This window comes from [Clostridium] scindens (assembly GCF_019597925.1).
GTDB lineage: Bacteria > Bacillota > Clostridia > Lachnospirales > Lachnospiraceae > Clostridium_AP.
The window spans coordinates 2,949,395-2,965,320 of sequence record NZ_CP080442.1 but is presented as its reverse complement, the minus strand read 5'-3'; the positions used below and the strand labels follow the sequence as shown (position 1 = coordinate 2,965,320).

The window sequence follows — 15,926 nt, the reverse complement described above, 5'->3', positions numbered from 1 at the left end:
GATGTGACGGATTATCTGAGGAAAAGAATTGTTACCGTAGTATTTATCCTGGCAGCTGGAGTCTGTCTGATCTCATGCGCCAAAACCCCGGAAAAGAAAGTCGTTGTGGATAAATCAAAGGGCTTATCCAAGGAAAGCATCATCCCCAAGGAAAAGAACACCCCAAAGGATCTGGGGGTTCCGGATTACTGGCAGGAAACGATAGAAAAAAACGATGGTTTCGTTGTCCTGACGGCAGATTATAAGATGCAGATTCCAAAGATCTATAACACGCCTGTCTATTCCTATGAAAGAGTGGAAATGACAGATAAGTTTCTGAAGAAACTGTGCGAATATTTTGCAGATGGGGATAGGTTATACGAGAATCCGCCAATGACAAAAAGCGAACTGGTCAAGGAGAAAGACAAGATAGCTGGATATAAAGGGCTTTGGGGGCGTTATACGGGTATACATGGCGCTGATTTGAAAAAGGTTGAGGCAGATGTGGATAAACTGATTGAAAAGGCACCGGAACAGAAGCCGGAACACAAATACATAGATGCCAAACTAATGACTCCACAGCAGTTGGAAGTCGAAAACATTCGGACATGGGATTATACCAGCGGTTGGTATAGTTGGTACTATGAGACAGATAAGAAGATAGGATTTACAGCGAGAGTGGACAGAGGAAGAGCCGTTGATCCTATTATTCGTGCACTTGCCTATAATGAGGAGGTGGGAAGTAACACACAGTTCGTGTATAGCCAAGGAACCTTTATAGATGTGATGGATTTGGAAAGCGATTATGACTATCAGAAAGCCTTTGACACGCAAAATAAGGAATATCTGGACTCTTTAAATGTAGAGATGAAGCGAGAGGCCGACGAAGGTTTTTCCCAGGAGGATGCATTAAAAAAGGTTAATGAGATGCTGAAAGATTTATCAATCAAGGACTTTACCGTAACGGACTGCGTGAAGGCAATCGGCACAGAGGACAGTGAAAGCTGGGCGGGGCTGGAAGATGGAGAACTAACGAAAAGCGTAGGCTATTCTGTATATCTATCGCCAAAGGCGGGAGACGTTGCGGGATACACTTTACCTCGAAGGATGGTCTATAATGACTTGCCAGAAACGATGTATGCTCCGTCATTTCTGACAGAACAGATACGAGTGATCATTACCAAGGAAGGAGTCCAGAGATTTGAGTGGAGAAATATCTCAAAGCGAAAGGACACTGTTGCAGAAAACACAAAGTTATTATCCTTTGAGGAGATTAAGGAAAAACTAGCACAGCATCTGCTTTATGTGGGAGTTTCCGAAATGGGAGGAGAAAAGCAGGAGGGGAGTCAGAACCTTTATAAGGTGGCAGGCGTACAGTTTCGTGCAACAAATGTCAATGCTTATGAAGATTCAAAAGCGGTATGGTTGGTTCCGGTATGGATATTCGACTTGGAGTATATAAGTAAGGCGGAATCGGCTGGTCAAGCCTATGAACAGAGGCTGCTAACGGAAACCGTCATCTTGAATGCCATCGACGGCGGATATGTGACGCTAAATTTTGACTAGCCAAAGAAGCATCAGCGAATAAGGGAGCAAGGTGATAGAGCGCGTGAGCGGAGGAGGGAGCATATGATGAGGTATCGTATAAGAAAGCAAGTGATTTCCACCATCTGTATTCTTGCCTGCGGAGTCAATCTGGCAGCGTGTGCCAAGACCCCGGAGAAGAAGATTGTGGTAGATAAGTCAGAAGGACTGTCCAAAGAGAATATTCTTCCAAAGGAAACGGATACGCCGAAAGACCTGAAGATTCCGGAGCATTGGCAGGAGCGGATAGAAAGAAGCGACGGATATGTCACGGTAGAGGCAGACTGCCAGATACAGATTCAGGAGATTTATAATACGCCGGTTTATTCTTATGAAATGAGACATATGACGGATAAGCTTTTAAAGAAATTATGCGACTATTTCTCCGATGGCGATCCATTATATAAAGAGCCGGCGATGACCAAGGAAGCACTGCAGGCCCAAAAAGACGATATCATCAATATGAGAGGACAATGGGCCTGGGAGGAAGGGAATGATATATCCCCCATGACAGCCCGAATAGATGAGCTGATTGAGAAGGCTCCAGAAGAGGAAAAGCGCCAGCATACTGAGGCGAAACTGGTGGAGCCGCAGCAGTTAGAAGTAGAATCTGTCAATGAGAAGGGCACGTCAGCATCCCGGATGTATAGCAAATACTACTATGAGACGGAGGAAAAGATAGGATTTGCGGCACGGGTAGATAAGGGACAAGAGGTAAATCCAATGATCCGTGCGATTAATTATAACGACAAACTGGGAAGCACCTCTAATTTCCTCTATAGCCAGGGAACTTTTATAGACGAGAAGTGGATGGAAAAGAATATCACCAGCCAGGAAATTCTGGAGTTCCACAATGAGTATTACGATAACTATCTGGAACGCTTGAAAATCGGCCTGGCGCAGGAGGGAGATGGAATCATTCAAAAAGAAGATGCGTTAGAAGAGGCCGATAAGGTGCTGGAAGCGCTGTCTTTAAAAGGATATGGGGTTACGGACTGCTTCAAGGCGACAGGAAGCCCTGGGAGTGTCAGCTGGGGCTATCTGGATGAGGAAAATCAGACTTTGACTACGGGGTATTCGATTTATTATGCGCCTAAGGCAGGAGACCTGGTCGGCTATGAGCAGCCGTTCCAGCGGCCTTATGAGGAAGTTCCGGAGACTATCTATGCTCCATCTTTTTCGACAGAGGGAATACATATGATTATTACCAAGGAGGGGCTGCAGCTGTTCGAGTGGACCAATCTGGCGAAGAAGAAGGAAGCGATTGCAGAGAATACGAAACTATTATCGTTTGATGAGATAAAAGAAAAACTGGCAGACCATCTGTTTTACACGATAGTATCCAGTTTTAGCGAAGGCAAGGAGCAAGGATGTAGTTTTCATTATAAGGTAGCGGATGTACAACTGAGGGCGGCCAATATCCCTGCATATGAGGATCCAGAAGCCGTATGGCTTGCTCCTGCCTGGGTGTTCAAGGTAAAATGCGACATGGTCCTCTCTGCGCTAGGAACGAAAAAGTATGAGGAAACCGTCGTACTGAACGCAATTGATGGCGGCTATGTGATGCCAAAGGTTGATCACCGATTGGGGTGGCCATAGGAGAACGAATCGTTTGAAGAGGAGGCCTTTAAGATGAACAGAATATTTAGAATCGAATTTAGGAGGGGCTTCTATTCTGTGGGCTTTTATTTAAGCATCCTCCTGCTTGCCGCAGCCGGGTGGATCGGCGCGGGGGATATCCTGGGATATCTGGCAGAAGTGGAGTACATAGAAGGCGGAATCCGGTTCCTGGAGGCAGCGTATCAGGCACTTTGTTCGGAACCTTTTGCGCTCCTTGTGCCGGTTGCGTGTACGCTGGCTATGAGCGCCGCTTACGTGGAGGATCTGCAGAGCGGCACCCTGCAATATATTCTGCTTCGCACCACGAAGAGCAGATACCGGTGGAGCAAGGTGGTTAATTGCGCTATTTTTGGCGGGATGGCTGTGGCAGCCGCCATTTTGATCCTGCTTGTAGCCTGCTTTGCAAGATGCCTATTTACCAGCGCGGAGGCTGCACAATGGAAGACGGTGGGTGCGGCTTATTTTCTCTCCTTTTTGCGGCGGATACTCATACTATGGCTCAATGGCTCATTCTATGCCCTAATGGGAGGCTTGATCGCAACATTTGTTAACAACAGGTATATGGCTTATGCAGCCCCGTTCATCTTTTACTATGTGATATCCACGCTGATGGATGCCTACCTTTCAAATCTGCGGCTGATCAATCCGAAGGAATGGCTGCTGGAGAGATCTGCATCGCCAACGGCGATCCTGGCAATTCTGATCGTTGCGAATATTGTGGCGGCCCTGGCGTATTCAAAGGCGATAGAAAGAGGGTGGAGATATGACTAACGCGCGACTTGTATGCTCGATAACGAAGTTGAATTTCCTGGAATGGAAGAAGAATCCGAAGATTATTACCGCGTTTGTCCTGGCATTCGTGTTCTGCGTCATGCTGTCCGGACGGGCGATCATGTTTGCCAATAGTTATGATACCACGATGCAGATATTCGAGCCCTTTATCTGGGCTTTTGGAAATGGCAGGTCCATCCTGCTTGCATCTCTGCTTCTGATCTTCTTCTTCGTAGATATGCCGTTCATCAACGACGCGACGCCTTATTATCTGCTGCGGATTAGCCGGGCTGTGTGGGTCAGCGCGCAGCTTCTGTATGTAGTCCTGGTGACGGTCATTTATATGGCATTCCTTCTGGGAACCTTCTGCCTGCTTTGCGCCCCGATCTCGTTTCCGGGAAATATGTGGAGCGAGACGGGAGCCATGCTGGGATACTCCGGCGTAGGAAGCCAGATTGCTCTGCCAGCCTCGGTAAAGACGATGGAGATGTCTAATCCCTACAAATGTACGGCTACCATCTTCCTGCTGATGACTCTATATACGCTGCTTGCAGCGACTCTGATGATGATGTTTAATCTGATGAAGAATAAGTTTGGCGGCGTACTGAGCGTATTCATCCTGAATCTGTACGGGCTGCTTCTGGATCCCCGGACGATCGGGAAGATTTTGAATATTCCGGAAGAGGTGCAATATAAGAGCAATGTGATCAGCGGCTGGATCTCGCCGCTGAATCATGCAACCTACTACATGCATAATTTTGGATATGACCTGTTGCCGCGGCTGTGGCACAGTTACCTGATCCTGGGCGTGTGGATTCTGCTGAATATTCTGCTGATCAGAAGGCTGGCGAGGCGGTACCAGTTCAACTTCTCTTAATGTGCTAGGAGGTGCGACGATTGAGTGATGCGATTGTAAAGGTAGAGAATCTTAGAAAGACCTTCCGCGAGGAAGAGGTGCTGAAAGGAATCACCTGTGAATTCTCCAGAGGAAAGACTCATGCCGTAATTGGGAATAATGGCTCCGGAAAGAGCGTGTTCTTTAAATGCGTCTGTGGGTTTATCGAGCCGACAAAAGGCCATATTATCGTAGGTGGGAAAGAGATCGGAAAGGACATAGACTTCCCGGAATCCGTGGGCGTTATCATTGAGCGTCCGGGATTTTTGCCAAATCTGTCCGGCTATAGGAATCTGCAGCTGCTGGCAAATATCCGGAATGCCATTACCCAGGACCAGGTAAAAGAGGCGATACGTAAGGTAGGACTGGATCCGTCCTCCAAGAAGGCGGTTGCGAAATACTCTCTGGGAATGAAGCAGCGTCTGGGAATCGCCCAGGCCATAATGGAAGATCCGGATATGCTGATCCTTGACGAGCCGTTCAATGGACTGGACAAGGAGGGAGTGAAGGAGATCAGAGAACTGATTGGGGAACTTAAGAAGGCCGGTAAGACGATTATGCTGACCAGCCATAATAGCGAGGATATCAAACTGCTGGCGGACGATGTGTGGGAGATGGACGGCGGGCGGCTGGAACGGATCGGATAAGGCTGGTGCTGTATGGAGTAGATTGGAGGGAATGCAATTGAGTCAATCTATAAAGAAACGATTAGGGGTTATAGTATTGGTGCTTATTAGCATATTAGGAATTACATCATGTGCGAAGACTCCAAAAGAGAAAGTAGTTGCGGATAAGTCCGAGGGGCTTGCAAAAGAGAGCATCCTTCCCAAAGAGACGGATAAGCCCAAGGATCTGGGGATTCCGAAGCATTGGAAAGAAACCCTGGACAGAAGCGATGGGTTCGTCACGCTGGAGGCAGACTGCGATACGAATATCCCTGAGATCTATAACACCCCGGTATATTCTTATGAGATGGCATCCCTGAAAAAGGACTGGCTCTCCCGGCTGTGCGGCTACTTTGCAAAAGGGGATAAGTTATACGAATATCCGGAGATGACGAAGGACGAGTTGCGTAAAGAGAAAGAAAAGATAGCCAATTATGAGGGAAGATGGGCGACCTGGAGCAAGGGAGGTCAACTGACCACTTACTGGGAAGGCATGCTAAAGACGATGGATGAACTGATTGAGAAAGCGCCGCAAGAAAGAGCGGAGAATAAGTATATCGAAGCCAATCTTGGGGTGCCGTACCAGACGGAAAAGGATTATTTTAACGAGGTCAGCGATTACTATTACGATACGGATGACAAGATTGGACTTACGGCCAGGGTGGACAGAGGAAGGGAGTGTGACCCGGTCATCCGGGCGGTGGATTATGACGACAAGGTGGGAAGCACGACGAAGTTTGTGTATTCCCAGGGGACATTCGTTGATGAGATTGATCTGGCGGAACTTGAGTTTGATAATGCCGAGAGTACCGAGGCCTATGACGAGTGGCTTGGCCGTCTAAGAGAGGAGGCGGACGCTGACGTAGGATTAACGCAGGAGGAAGCATTGAAGAAAGTGGATAAGATGCTGAAGGATCTGTCGATCAAAGGGTTTGAAGTCAGCGACTGCGTCAAGGCTGTCGGGAATGAGGATACGGAGAGTTGGGCCCTTCTGGAGGAAGCCGGGCTGGAAAAAAGCGTGGGCTACTCCGTATATTTATATCGGAAGGCGGGGGATGTCATAGGATACAGCCAGCGTTCGCCGATGATATATGACGATCTGCCGGAGACGGTATATGCGCCATATTTTTCAGCAGAAAAGATACGCGCTATTATTACGGAGGACGGAATCCAGAGATTCGAATGGACGGACATATCGAAGAAGAAAGACACGATCGCCGATAATACTAAGTTATTATCCTTCCAGAAGATTCAGGAGAAGCTTGCAGACCATCTGCTTTACGGCGCGCTTGCTGACGGAGGAGAGGAACTAAAAAGCGAAGGAGCAGGCTACCTCTACAAGGTGAGGAAGGTGCAGCTGCGGGCAGCGAATATCAACGCGTACGAGGAGCCATCGGCGGCATGGATGGTTCCGGTATGGGTATTCGACCTGGAGCGCACCGGCGTGACAGGGACCGAAGAGCAGCTGGGATGGGGCACGGAGACGGTCGTGCTAAATGCAATTGACGGCGGTTATGTGACAATACCGAATGAATAAGGAAAATCATCTGCCCTTAAGCGCGCTGTCCTTTCCCGTGCCAAAGTGGTCTGCCTTTAGAATGGCATAGGCTTTCTCGTAGTCTCCCTTTCTCATATGGCGGACCATCTTTTTGAGATTTTCATTGGTCTTTGGAATATGCATTCCATTTTTAACAGAATACTGGCCCATGCGGATCAGTTCGGACAGATTGTTTTCGTAGATGCGGTTGATTCTGTCATTGTCAAAGATACTGACGATCTCCATGTGCATGGCAGTATCTGCCACTTCCCATTCATAGAGGTCATTGGCAGCAGCGCACATGCGGACTACCTTTTCCTCAATGCGGTAAGAATATTCCTCGTTACGGCCGGTAGTAAAGATCAGCTTGAATGCGGCCCCTTCCAGCAATTCCCGTAGCTGGTAGATTTCGTTGATATCCTTATCCGTGATCTCTTTGACCGTCATGGATTTATAATAGTCGGATACGATCAAGCCTTCTGTCTGCAGTCTGTGAATCGCTGCGCGGACAGGACTTCGGCTCATTCCCAGCTGGCTGCAGAGCAGGGCTTCGGTCAAAGCCATGCCGGGAGGATAGGTCAGGTTTAGAATATTCGTTTTTATGTTCTCATAGGCCTGATCTGTGAGAGAGACACTTTTGTTATTGTTAGCCATTGGATACCTCCTTGTGTTTTGCCTGAGTATACGAAATGCAATATTGTATACAAATTATAACGTATTTATAGGAAAAAAACAAGATGATTATTGACTTTCTATGAAATGCATGATATAGTCGTTGCAAGAAGAAAATTGTATACAAATTAAAAATATGTATACAAAGGAAACTCGTACAATTCATGAGCAAAGGAAGGTATGGAAGATGAAATTAGGATTTATTGGTACAGGAAACATGGCATCAGCAATTATGGGCGGCATTATAAAGAAGCAGATTATACCGGCACAGGAGATTATTGGGGCGGATCTGTTTGCTCCGGGAAGAGAACGCGCAAAAGAGCAGTTCGGCATTCAGGTGACAGACAGCAATAAGGAAGTCGTAGACAAGGCGGAAGTCATCGTGCTGTCGGTTAAGCCACAATTTTATGAAGATGTGATCAATGAGATTAAGGGCGATATCAAGGATGAGCAGATCATTATTACGATCGCTCCAGGCAAGACGCTCGCATGGCTTGCCGAGAAGTTTGGCAAGGATGTGAAGATCGTGCGTACTATGCCGAACACGCCTGCAATGGTGGGAGCTGGCATGACGGCGGCATGCCCCAACGAGCACATAACGGAAGAGGAGCTGGCATATATCCGTACGCTGCTGGAAAGTTTCAGCCGTGTCGAGATTGTTCCAGAGCGCCTGATGGATGTGGTAGTATCCACCAGCGGAAGTTCCCCGGCCTATGTATTCATGATGATTGAAGCGATGGCTGACGCGGCTGTTTCCGGCGGCATGCCAAGACCACAGGCATATCAGTTTGCGGCACAGGCAGTTCTTGGAAGCGCTAAGATGGTTCTGGATACAGGCAGGCATCCTGGGGATCTCAAAGATATGGTGTGCTCTCCGGCAGGAACTACGATCGAGGCAGTACGCGTACTGGAAGAACGCGGATTTAGAAGCGCAATCTTTGAGGCCATGAAGGTATGTGAAGAAATTTCAAAGAATATGTAGCATAAATATTGTATAAATATCAGTACAATGTCCCAAAATCTTGAAAGATGAGTTAAGATAGTATCAAGTTTCAATCAGGGGCGGTTCTGGTTCAACCTTTTTGCGGCGGGCTGGCAAGGGATTTGACCGGAACTGCCCCTGATTGCGTTGGGAGGCGACAGAATTATGCATAGTAAGAGACTCGATTATTTTACGATAGAAGAAGCCTATGGGGGCAGCCAGGATTGGTTTACAAATGTAGTTATGAATATCGGAGGATGCGGCGCTGCGACTGCCTGCGACAGTTGTATCTACTTTGCCCTCTATATGGGCATGGATGCACTCTATCCTTTTGACAAGATGCATCTTAATAAGGAAGAGTATAAGCAATTCAGCCAGATTATGAAGCCCTATATCCGGCCGAGGGTCGGCGGCGTGAAGAAGCTTGAATGGTACATTGAAGGATTCCAGCGGTATATCCAGGACGTAAATGACAAGACGGGCGCCGGGATACAGATTGCTATGGAAGGCTTGAAAGGAAGCCGTTCTTATGAAGAAGCGGCTGAAAAGATCAGGCGGCAGATCAATGCGGGACTTCCTGTGCCGTATTTGATGCTGAGGCATAAGAATGTTGACAAGTATAAGGACTTTATCTGGCACTGGTTTCTCGTGGTGGGCTACGAAGACGGGCCGCAGGAGATGTATATAACGGTGGCTACCTATGGGCAGGCAGTGCGGATGTCCCTGAAGGAACTGTGGGACACCGGATACGAAGAAAAGGGCGGTATAATATTATATTCCATAATTTGAGATATTTTCATGAAATGAACACAAATTCCTGTTAAAATGTGAGTATAGCAACCCATAATCAAGTTAGAAAAGGCGGGGTATAAATTGAGAAAGAGAAATAAGATATTGGCCTGTGCCCTGGCGGCTGCGATATTTATCGCAACGGGCGTAGGGGCGAAGGTTATGGCAACTTCGGAGACAGGAGACAGCACGAAGCAGACGGATACGGAGACAACGAAGCTTACCAAGACGCAGGAAGAATCTCTGAAGAAGATTAAGGCTGCCTACGATGTGAAGAATCAGGATAAGATAGCAGAGGAACTGGAAGAGAAGAAGTCTTCTCAGGAGTACACGCTTAGCAATATGCTGATAGAATACAATCCATTCGGCACCAACACCCAGTCGCTCTATGTGTATTTCAACACGGATGAGCCAGTGAGCGTAGCCTATACGGTTCATGCCGAAGACCCGAAGATTCAGGATTTTAACCGGACGGTGTATCAGGAGGAGACATACCAGAAAGAACATGAATTCCAGGTGATCGGCCTGATACCCGATATGGAGAATAAGGTTACGTTTTTCCTGACAGAGGAAGATGGCTCCACGGACACCAAGGAGATCGTATTTGAGATGGGCTCCCTTATAGGAACGGAAGATGTACAGCTGGATACGGATGTGGCAGGCGATGCAAGCCAGCTGGAAGACGGGCTCTATGTAGTCTTGGGAAATGACAGCACTGCTCTGGACTTTATGTATTATTACGACAATAATGGAACGCTCCGGGGAGAGGTGCCGCTTCTGGGATACCGAAGCCACAGGCTGATCTTTGATAAGGATTCTATGTACTACAGTATTTCTGAGACGAAGATGGCGCAGGTAAGCAGGACGGGACAGGTGACAAATGTCTTTGATCTCGGAGACTATGAAGTCCATCATGATTATGTATTTGATGACAACGGCAATATGCTGATTCTGGCATCAGATAAGAAACAGGACAGCACGGAAGAGGTTGTGGTCAAGCTGGACGTAAATTCCGGAGAAGTCACGAAAGTGCTGGATCTTGGCGCTCTGTTTGGGGAATACAAGGCGGAATGCCAAAGAAGCGAAGATGGAGAGCTGGACTGGATGCATATCAATACGATCCAGTGGATGGGCAACGGATCTGTGCTGTTAAGCTCGAGGGAGACTTCCTCTATTATAAGGGTCAATGATATCTATGGAACTCCAACGTTGGGCTATATGATCGCAGAGAAGTCCTTCTGGACAGGGACGCAGTATGAAAGCCTGGTGTTTGCAAAGGATGGAGAGTTTACCATCCATGGCGGGCAGCACTCGGTTGCCTATGTAGAAGATGATAGCCTGCCGGAGGGACAGTATTATCTGTATATGTTTAACAATAATATTGGAATCAGCGAAACCAGGCCGGATTTTGACTGGGCTGCGGTGGGACTTGTACAGAACAGCGCCAAGGAGGGGACTTCTTCTTATTACTATAAGTATCTGGTGGACGAGAATGCAGGAACCTTTAAACTTGCAGATTCCTTTGAAGTTCCCTATTCAGGCTATGTAAGCAGCGCCCAGGATATTGGGGACAATACGGTGATCGATTCAGGATTCCAAGGCATGTTTGGCGAGTATGACAAGGATCATAGACTGATCGCAAGTTATAAGATGGATATGGAAAAGTTTATTTACCGCGTCTATAAGTATGATTTTGACGGATTCTATTTTGAAGACGGCATTATAGGGCAATAGATGGAAGCGATGCCGGAGCACATGGATGCTCCGGCATCTTTTTGCCTAGTCGTCTATGCCGAAGGTCCATTCCAGCTGGTCCTCGGCAGCGTCCAGTTTATCTTCCAGTTCTTCCAGCGCCTGATCCTGGCTTTGGTATTCTTCCCGGGAAAGTTTTTCCTGGCGGTACTGGTATTCCAGATAATCCTCGTAGGCATCCAGACGGCTGTCCATACTCTTCATCTCTTTTTTGAGGGTAAAGAACTGTTCCATTTTTTCCTCTTCAGTACCGTCTGGCTTTGCTTCGTTGGCCTTTGACACCATGTCATCCACAGCCTGGGTAAGAGATGCGATAGAGTCATCGGATGCGGAGACTTCATTAATAGAAGCCTTATCCTGAGAGGATTCGGCAAGATTATTATTAATCTCCATATCAGCCAGTTCCTGTTCCATCTGGTCTACCCGTTTTTTGAGGGCGTCCACATCATCCGTATTGTTTTCGCACCCTGCAAGCGCGAATACCAGCATCATGGCCGCGGCAGTCCCCAATATCTTACATTTTTTCATCATATCATCCTCCCTGTCTTACTTTGTCTTGATTAGTATTCCTGATTCTATGCATATCATTCCAATCAAGATACTTTACGAATGGAAAAATATCCGTTACAATAGATAATACGGTTTAAATATTTGAAAAAAGAGAGGAAGTAAATTATGGAAAATCCAATTATTACGATTGAAATGGAAAATGGAGACATCATGAAGGCAGAATTATATCCGGAGATTGCACCGAACACGGTAAATAACTTTATCTCGCTGGTGAAGAAGGGATATTATGACGGACTGATCTTCCACCGCGTAATCAGTGGATTCATGATTCAGGGAGGATGTCCGGAAGGCACCGGCACGGGCGGCCCGGGATACAATATCAAAGGGGAATTTGCACAGAATGGTTTTTCCAATGACCTGGCGCATACGGAAGGCGTCCTTTCTATGGCAAGAGCAATGCATCCGGACAGCGCAGGCTCTCAGTTTTTTATCATGCACAAGAATTCTCCGCATCTGAATGGCTCTTATGCAGCATTTGGAAAGATTATCACGGGCATGGATGTAGTGAATAAAATCGCGGATACGCCTACAGACTACAATGACAGGCCATTGGAGGCACAGAGGATGAAAAAGGTAACGGTAGATACCAAGGGCCAGGACTATCCGGAGCCAGAGAGGGCATAATGGAGAAGTTTTATCAGAATACGACGGCCAGAGTCTTTCTGGCATTGGTGTGCTGCGCCTTATGGGGCAGCGCATTTCCTTGTGTAAAGATAGGCTATGAGATGTTTCATATAGAGGGGGCGGGCAGCCAGATATTGTTTGCGGGCTACCGCTTCTTCCTGTCGGGCGTATTGACATATGCGGTGGCCAGCATGCTGGAGAGAAGACTGATCACTATGAAGTGGTCTTCCGTTCCTTATGTATTCGGGCAGGGGCTTTTGCAGACGACGATCAATTATGTGTTCTTCTATATCGGACTTGCCCACGTTACTGGGGCCAAGGGTTCCGTCATCAATGCATCCAATGCCTTCTTTGCGATTATCGCGGCCCATTTCCTCATGAAGGAAGAGAAGATTACCTGGAAGAAAGCCATAGGCTGCCTGATCGGATTCGCGGGCGTAATCGTCATCAATGTGGTGCCGGGCGCATGGGGCAGCGGATTTTCATTCCAGGGAGAGGGAATCAGCCTTCTGTGCGCGATCACCTATGGGATCAGTTCTGTGACGATGAAACTGATATCCCACAGGGAAAGCCCGATGACAATCACCGCCTTTCAGCTGCTGTTTGGAGGCGCGGTGCTGATGATTGCGGGCTATCTGACGGGCGGCAGCATGTATGGATTTAACGCCAGATCATCCGCGCTATTCTTTTACCTTGTTCTGCTGTCAACAATCGCATTTACCTTATGGGCAGAATTGTTGAAATATAATCCGGTGGGCAAGGTTACCATTTTCGGATTCAGCATCCCAGTATTCGGAGTGACGCTGTCAGCGCTTCTGCTGGGAGAAGATATATTCACGGTACAGAATCTTGCGGCCCTGGTGCTGGTTAGTATTGGTATTGTGGTGGTGAATTCTGCACCTTGCAAAATGCGTAGCGATAACGTACAATAAGAAACAGTAAAATACACAGGTCGGAGGCGGAATCCATGGATATGGTTCAGACAGATAAACTGATATTTGAATATGAGAAGCGGGACGAGGAAGGCAATGTGATCGGTAAGTCACGAGCGATAGACGAAGTGGATATCGACGTAAAGGAAGGGCAGTTCATAGCGATTCTCGGCCATAACGGCTCCGGGAAATCTACGCTGGCTAAGCATATCAATGCAATTCTGGTACCGACAGAGGGCACGGTATGGGTGAATGGCCTGGATACGAAGGACCCGTCTGAACTATGGAACGTGCGCCAATCTGCCGGCATGGTATTCCAGAACCCCGACAATCAGATCATTGGAACCGTGGTAGAGGAAGATGTAGGATTCGGCCCGGAGAATCTGGGAGTTCCTACGGACGAGATCTGGCAGCGTGTAGAAGAAAGTTTAAAGGCTGTCGGCATGATAGAGTATCGGCACCATTCACCGAATAAACTCTCAGGGGGACAGAAGCAGAGGGTGGCGATTGCCGGCGTGGTAGCCATGGAGCCTAAGTGCATCGTGCTGGATGAGCCGACTGCCATGCTGGATCCAGTAGGGCGCAAGGAAGTCCTTAAGACAGTGAAGAAGTTAAGAGAGCAGAAGAAAGTTACGGTGATTCTCATTACCCATTATATGGAAGAAGTCATAGATGCGGATAAGATCTATGTGATGGATCACGGGCGGGTGGTAATGGAAGGAACGCCAAAGGAAGTATTTTCCCAGGTAGACGAACTAAAAAAATACCGTCTGGATGTCCCCCAGGTGACAATCCTGGCAGATGAGCTTAAGAAGCAGGGTCTGGATATCCCGTCAGGTATTCTTAGGAAAGAGGAATTGGTGGAAGCATTATGTCAATTAGATTAGAACATCTTAACTATGTTTACAGCCTCGGAACGGCATATGAAAAGCATGCGCTTAAGGATATTTCCCTGACGATTCCCCATGGGGAGTTTGTCGGAATCATCGGACATACCGGTTCGGGAAAGTCTACGCTGATCCAGCATCTGAATGGCCTTATAAAAGCCACCAGCGGCGCGCTGTATTATAATGATGAGAATATATATGAGGAAGGGTATAACATGCGGGAACTCAGGAACCAGGTGGGCCTGGTATTCCAGTATCCCGAGCATCAGCTGTTTGAGATAGACGTGATGACGGATGTGTGCTTTGGACCAAAGAATCAGGGACTTGGCCCCAAAGAATGCAAGGAGCGGGCGCTGGAGGCGCTGAAACTTGTAGGACTTAAGGAAAAGTACTATAAGTCTTCGCCTTTTGAACTGTCCGGAGGACAGAAGCGGCGCGTGGCAATAGCCGGCGTGCTGGCTATGCGGCCTAAGGTTCTGGTGCTGGACGAGCCTACCGCGGGGCTGGATCCGAAGGGAAGGGATGACATTCTGGACCAGATCGCCTATCTCCACAAAGAAAGCGATATGACGGTCATCCTTGTGTCCCATAGCATGGAGGATATTGCCAGATATGCGGACCGCATTATCGTTATGAATAGAGGCTCTGTCATGTATAATGATGAGCCGAAGAAAGTATTTGCGCATTATCAGGAACTGGAAAAGGTTGGGCTTGCGGCGCCGCAGGTCACATATATCATGCATGATCTTAAGGAGCATGGGCTTCCTGTGAAGGTGGACGTAACCACGGTGGAGGAAGCAGCCAGAGAGATCATGCAGGCACTGGAGAGAAAAGAATGATTCGAGACATTACAATCGGACAATATTATCCGGCAAAGAGCGTGCTTCACAGGCTGGATCCAAGGGTGAAACTGGTATCCACGCTTCTGTACCTGATCTCTTTGTTTCTGTTTAAAAGTATACCCGGCTATATTGTGGCAACCGTATTCCTGGTAGCCGTCATACGGCTGTCAAAGGTACCATTTTCCTACATTGTCAAAGGCCTTAAGCCCATTGTCATGCTGCTGATGATAACGGTATTGTTTAATCTGTTTCTGACCAGGGACGGTGAGGTGCTGTTCCATGCTTGGATATTCACCATTACGGAAGGCGGGCTTCGAACGGCTGTCTATATGGCGATCCGGCTGATCTATCTGATCATAGGCTCTTCGCTTATGACATTTACCACGACGCCGAATGAACTGACGGATGGAATAGAGAAGCTGCTGCACCCATTGAACAAGATCCGCGTTCCTGTGCACGAGGTGGCGATGATGATGTCTATCGCGCTGCGGTTCATTCCCATACTTCTGGAAGAGACAGATAAGATTATGAAAGCACAGATTGCCCGGGGCGCTGATTTGGAGAGCGGCAATATTATTCAGCGGGCTAAAAATATGATTCCTATTCTGGTCCCTTTGTTCGTATCGGCCTTCCGGCGCGCCAATGACCTTGCAATGGCTATGGAGGCAAGATGCTACCGCGGAGGTGAGGGAAGAACCAAGATGAAGCCTCTGAAGTACCAGTCAAGAGACCATATGGCATATATCGTGGTCGTGGCATATGTGGTGGCGGTATTCTTTATTGGAAGGTACGTACCGCTGCATCTTTGGATATTCTGATGACAGG

Annotated in this window: 16 protein-coding genes; 14 read left to right on the top strand and 2 right to left on the bottom strand. The window is 47.8% G+C overall.

The genetic code is table 11. The features are described 5' to 3' along the window. Positions 1–3: 3 nt before the first annotated feature. From K0036_RS14125 to K0036_RS14100, 6 genes are all read left to right on the top strand, one after another. A complete protein-coding gene (locus K0036_RS14125; RefSeq protein ID WP_220430015.1) occupies positions 4–1,545 on the top strand; it encodes a DUF6034 family protein in 1,542 nt (513 codons plus the stop codon). A gap of 63 nt (positions 1,546–1,608) precedes the next feature. After that, positions 1,609–3,162 carry a DUF6034 family protein gene (locus tag K0036_RS14120; RefSeq protein WP_220430014.1) on the top strand — a complete coding sequence of 518 codons (1,554 nt, stop codon included), beginning with the start codon at positions 1,609–1,611 and terminating at the stop codon, positions 3,160–3,162. 33 nt (positions 3,163–3,195) lie between these two features. Beyond that, positions 3,196–3,954, top strand: a complete 759-nt coding sequence (locus K0036_RS14115) for a hypothetical protein (RefSeq protein ID WP_220430013.1) — start codon at positions 3,196–3,198, stop codon at positions 3,952–3,954. Then, the gene (locus K0036_RS14110) at positions 3,947–4,831 is read left to right on the top strand and encodes a hypothetical protein (protein WP_220430012.1); all 885 of its coding nucleotides are present in this window, start codon (positions 3,947–3,949) and stop codon (positions 4,829–4,831) included. The genes K0036_RS14115 and K0036_RS14110 overlap by 8 nt, the downstream gene beginning before the upstream one ends. 20 nt (positions 4,832–4,851) lie before the next feature. After that, entirely contained in the window at positions 4,852–5,496 is a 645-nt protein-coding gene (locus tag K0036_RS14105; RefSeq protein ID WP_173693955.1) for an ABC transporter ATP-binding protein, read from the top strand. A gap of 37 nt (positions 5,497–5,533) precedes the next feature. Beyond that, complete coding sequence (locus tag K0036_RS14100; RefSeq protein WP_220430011.1) at positions 5,534–7,051, top strand: DUF6034 family protein; 1,518 nt, start codon at positions 5,534–5,536, stop codon at positions 7,049–7,051. 6 nt (positions 7,052–7,057) lie between these two features. On the opposite strand, the gene K0036_RS14095 is transcribed toward K0036_RS14100, so the two are convergent. After that, on the bottom strand, positions 7,058–7,705 hold the full coding sequence (locus K0036_RS14095) for a GntR family transcriptional regulator (RefSeq protein WP_025642702.1): 648 nt from the start codon (positions 7,703–7,705) through the stop codon (positions 7,058–7,060). Between the two features lie 205 nt (positions 7,706–7,910). Here K0036_RS14095 and proC point away from each other — a divergent pair, with 205 nt between their 5' ends. The 3 genes from proC to K0036_RS14080 all read left to right on the top strand — a co-directional run bounded on the left by proC (position 7,911) and on the right by K0036_RS14080 (position 11,228). Then, positions 7,911–8,705, top strand: a complete 795-nt coding sequence (gene proC / locus K0036_RS14090) for a pyrroline-5-carboxylate reductase (protein WP_025642704.1) — start codon at positions 7,911–7,913, stop codon at positions 8,703–8,705. Positions 8,706–8,870: 165 nt separating this feature from the next. Then, positions 8,871–9,494, top strand: coding sequence for a hypothetical protein (locus K0036_RS14085; protein WP_025642705.1), 624 nt, complete (start codon positions 8,871–8,873; stop codon positions 9,492–9,494). Positions 9,495–9,578: 84 nt separating this feature from the next. After that, positions 9,579–11,228, top strand: a complete 1,650-nt coding sequence (locus K0036_RS14080) for an aryl-sulfate sulfotransferase (RefSeq protein WP_025642707.1) — start codon at positions 9,579–9,581, stop codon at positions 11,226–11,228. Between the two features lie 45 nt (positions 11,229–11,273). Here the strand turns inward: K0036_RS14080 and K0036_RS14075 are convergent, their stop codons facing one another. Then, the gene (locus K0036_RS14075; RefSeq protein ID WP_025642709.1) at positions 11,274–11,777 is read right to left on the bottom strand and encodes a hypothetical protein; all 504 of its coding nucleotides are present in this window, start codon (positions 11,775–11,777) and stop codon (positions 11,274–11,276) included. 144 nt (positions 11,778–11,921) lie between these two features. Here K0036_RS14075 and K0036_RS14070 point away from each other — a divergent pair, with 144 nt between their 5' ends. From K0036_RS14070 to K0036_RS14050, 5 genes are read left to right on the top strand one after another with little or no spacing between them, the layout of a single operon-like run. Next, entirely contained in the window at positions 11,922–12,440 is a 519-nt protein-coding gene (locus K0036_RS14070) for a peptidylprolyl isomerase (RefSeq protein WP_220430010.1), read from the top strand. Next, positions 12,440–13,372, top strand: coding sequence for a DMT family transporter (locus tag K0036_RS14065; RefSeq protein WP_025642712.1), 933 nt, complete (start codon positions 12,440–12,442; stop codon positions 13,370–13,372). Before K0036_RS14070 ends, K0036_RS14065 begins: the two co-directional genes overlap by 1 nt. 35 nt (positions 13,373–13,407) lie before the next feature. Continuing rightward, a complete protein-coding gene (locus K0036_RS14060; protein WP_025642713.1) occupies positions 13,408–14,259 on the top strand; it encodes an energy-coupling factor transporter ATPase in 852 nt (283 codons plus the stop codon). Continuing rightward, positions 14,244–15,098, top strand: coding sequence for an energy-coupling factor transporter ATPase (locus tag K0036_RS14055; RefSeq protein WP_044955349.1), 855 nt, complete (start codon positions 14,244–14,246; stop codon positions 15,096–15,098). Before K0036_RS14060 ends, K0036_RS14055 begins: the two co-directional genes overlap by 16 nt. Further along, positions 15,095–15,919 (top strand): energy-coupling factor transporter transmembrane component T family protein, encoded by an 825-nt coding sequence (locus tag K0036_RS14050; protein ID WP_025642715.1) that lies wholly within the window; start codon positions 15,095–15,097, stop codon positions 15,917–15,919. The genes K0036_RS14055 and K0036_RS14050 overlap by 4 nt, the downstream gene beginning before the upstream one ends. Positions 15,920–15,926 lie beyond the last annotated feature (7 nt).

Bases quoted from the DNA above. Each gene is read 5' to 3' on its own strand.
- K0036_RS14050 (WP_025642715.1), top strand. From the start codon at position 15,095: ATGATTCGAGACATTACAATCGGACAATATTATCCGGCAAAGAGCGTG.
- K0036_RS14060 (WP_025642713.1), top strand. From the start codon at position 13,408: ATGGATATGGTTCAGACAGATAAACTGATATTTGAATATGAGAAGCGG.
- K0036_RS14085 (WP_025642705.1), top strand. From the start codon at position 8,871: ATGCATAGTAAGAGACTCGATTATTTTACGATAGAAGAAGCCTATGGG.
- K0036_RS14065 (WP_025642712.1), top strand. From the start codon at position 12,440: ATGGAGAAGTTTTATCAGAATACGACGGCCAGAGTCTTTCTGGCATTG.
- K0036_RS14070 (WP_220430010.1), top strand. From the start codon at position 11,922: ATGGAAAATCCAATTATTACGATTGAAATGGAAAATGGAGACATCATG.
- K0036_RS14110 (WP_220430012.1), top strand. From the start codon at position 3,947: ATGACTAACGCGCGACTTGTATGCTCGATAACGAAGTTGAATTTCCTG.
- proC (WP_025642704.1), top strand. From the start codon at position 7,911: ATGAAATTAGGATTTATTGGTACAGGAAACATGGCATCAGCAATTATG.
- K0036_RS14075 (WP_025642709.1), bottom strand. From the start codon at position 11,777: ATGATGAAAAAATGTAAGATATTGGGGACTGCCGCGGCCATGATGCTG.
- K0036_RS14055 (WP_044955349.1), top strand. From the start codon at position 14,244: ATGTCAATTAGATTAGAACATCTTAACTATGTTTACAGCCTCGGAACG.
- K0036_RS14120 (WP_220430014.1), top strand. From the start codon at position 1,609: ATGATGAGGTATCGTATAAGAAAGCAAGTGATTTCCACCATCTGTATT.
- K0036_RS14095 (WP_025642702.1), bottom strand. From the start codon at position 7,705: ATGGCTAACAATAACAAAAGTGTCTCTCTCACAGATCAGGCCTATGAG.
- K0036_RS14115 (WP_220430013.1), top strand. From the start codon at position 3,196: ATGAACAGAATATTTAGAATCGAATTTAGGAGGGGCTTCTATTCTGTG.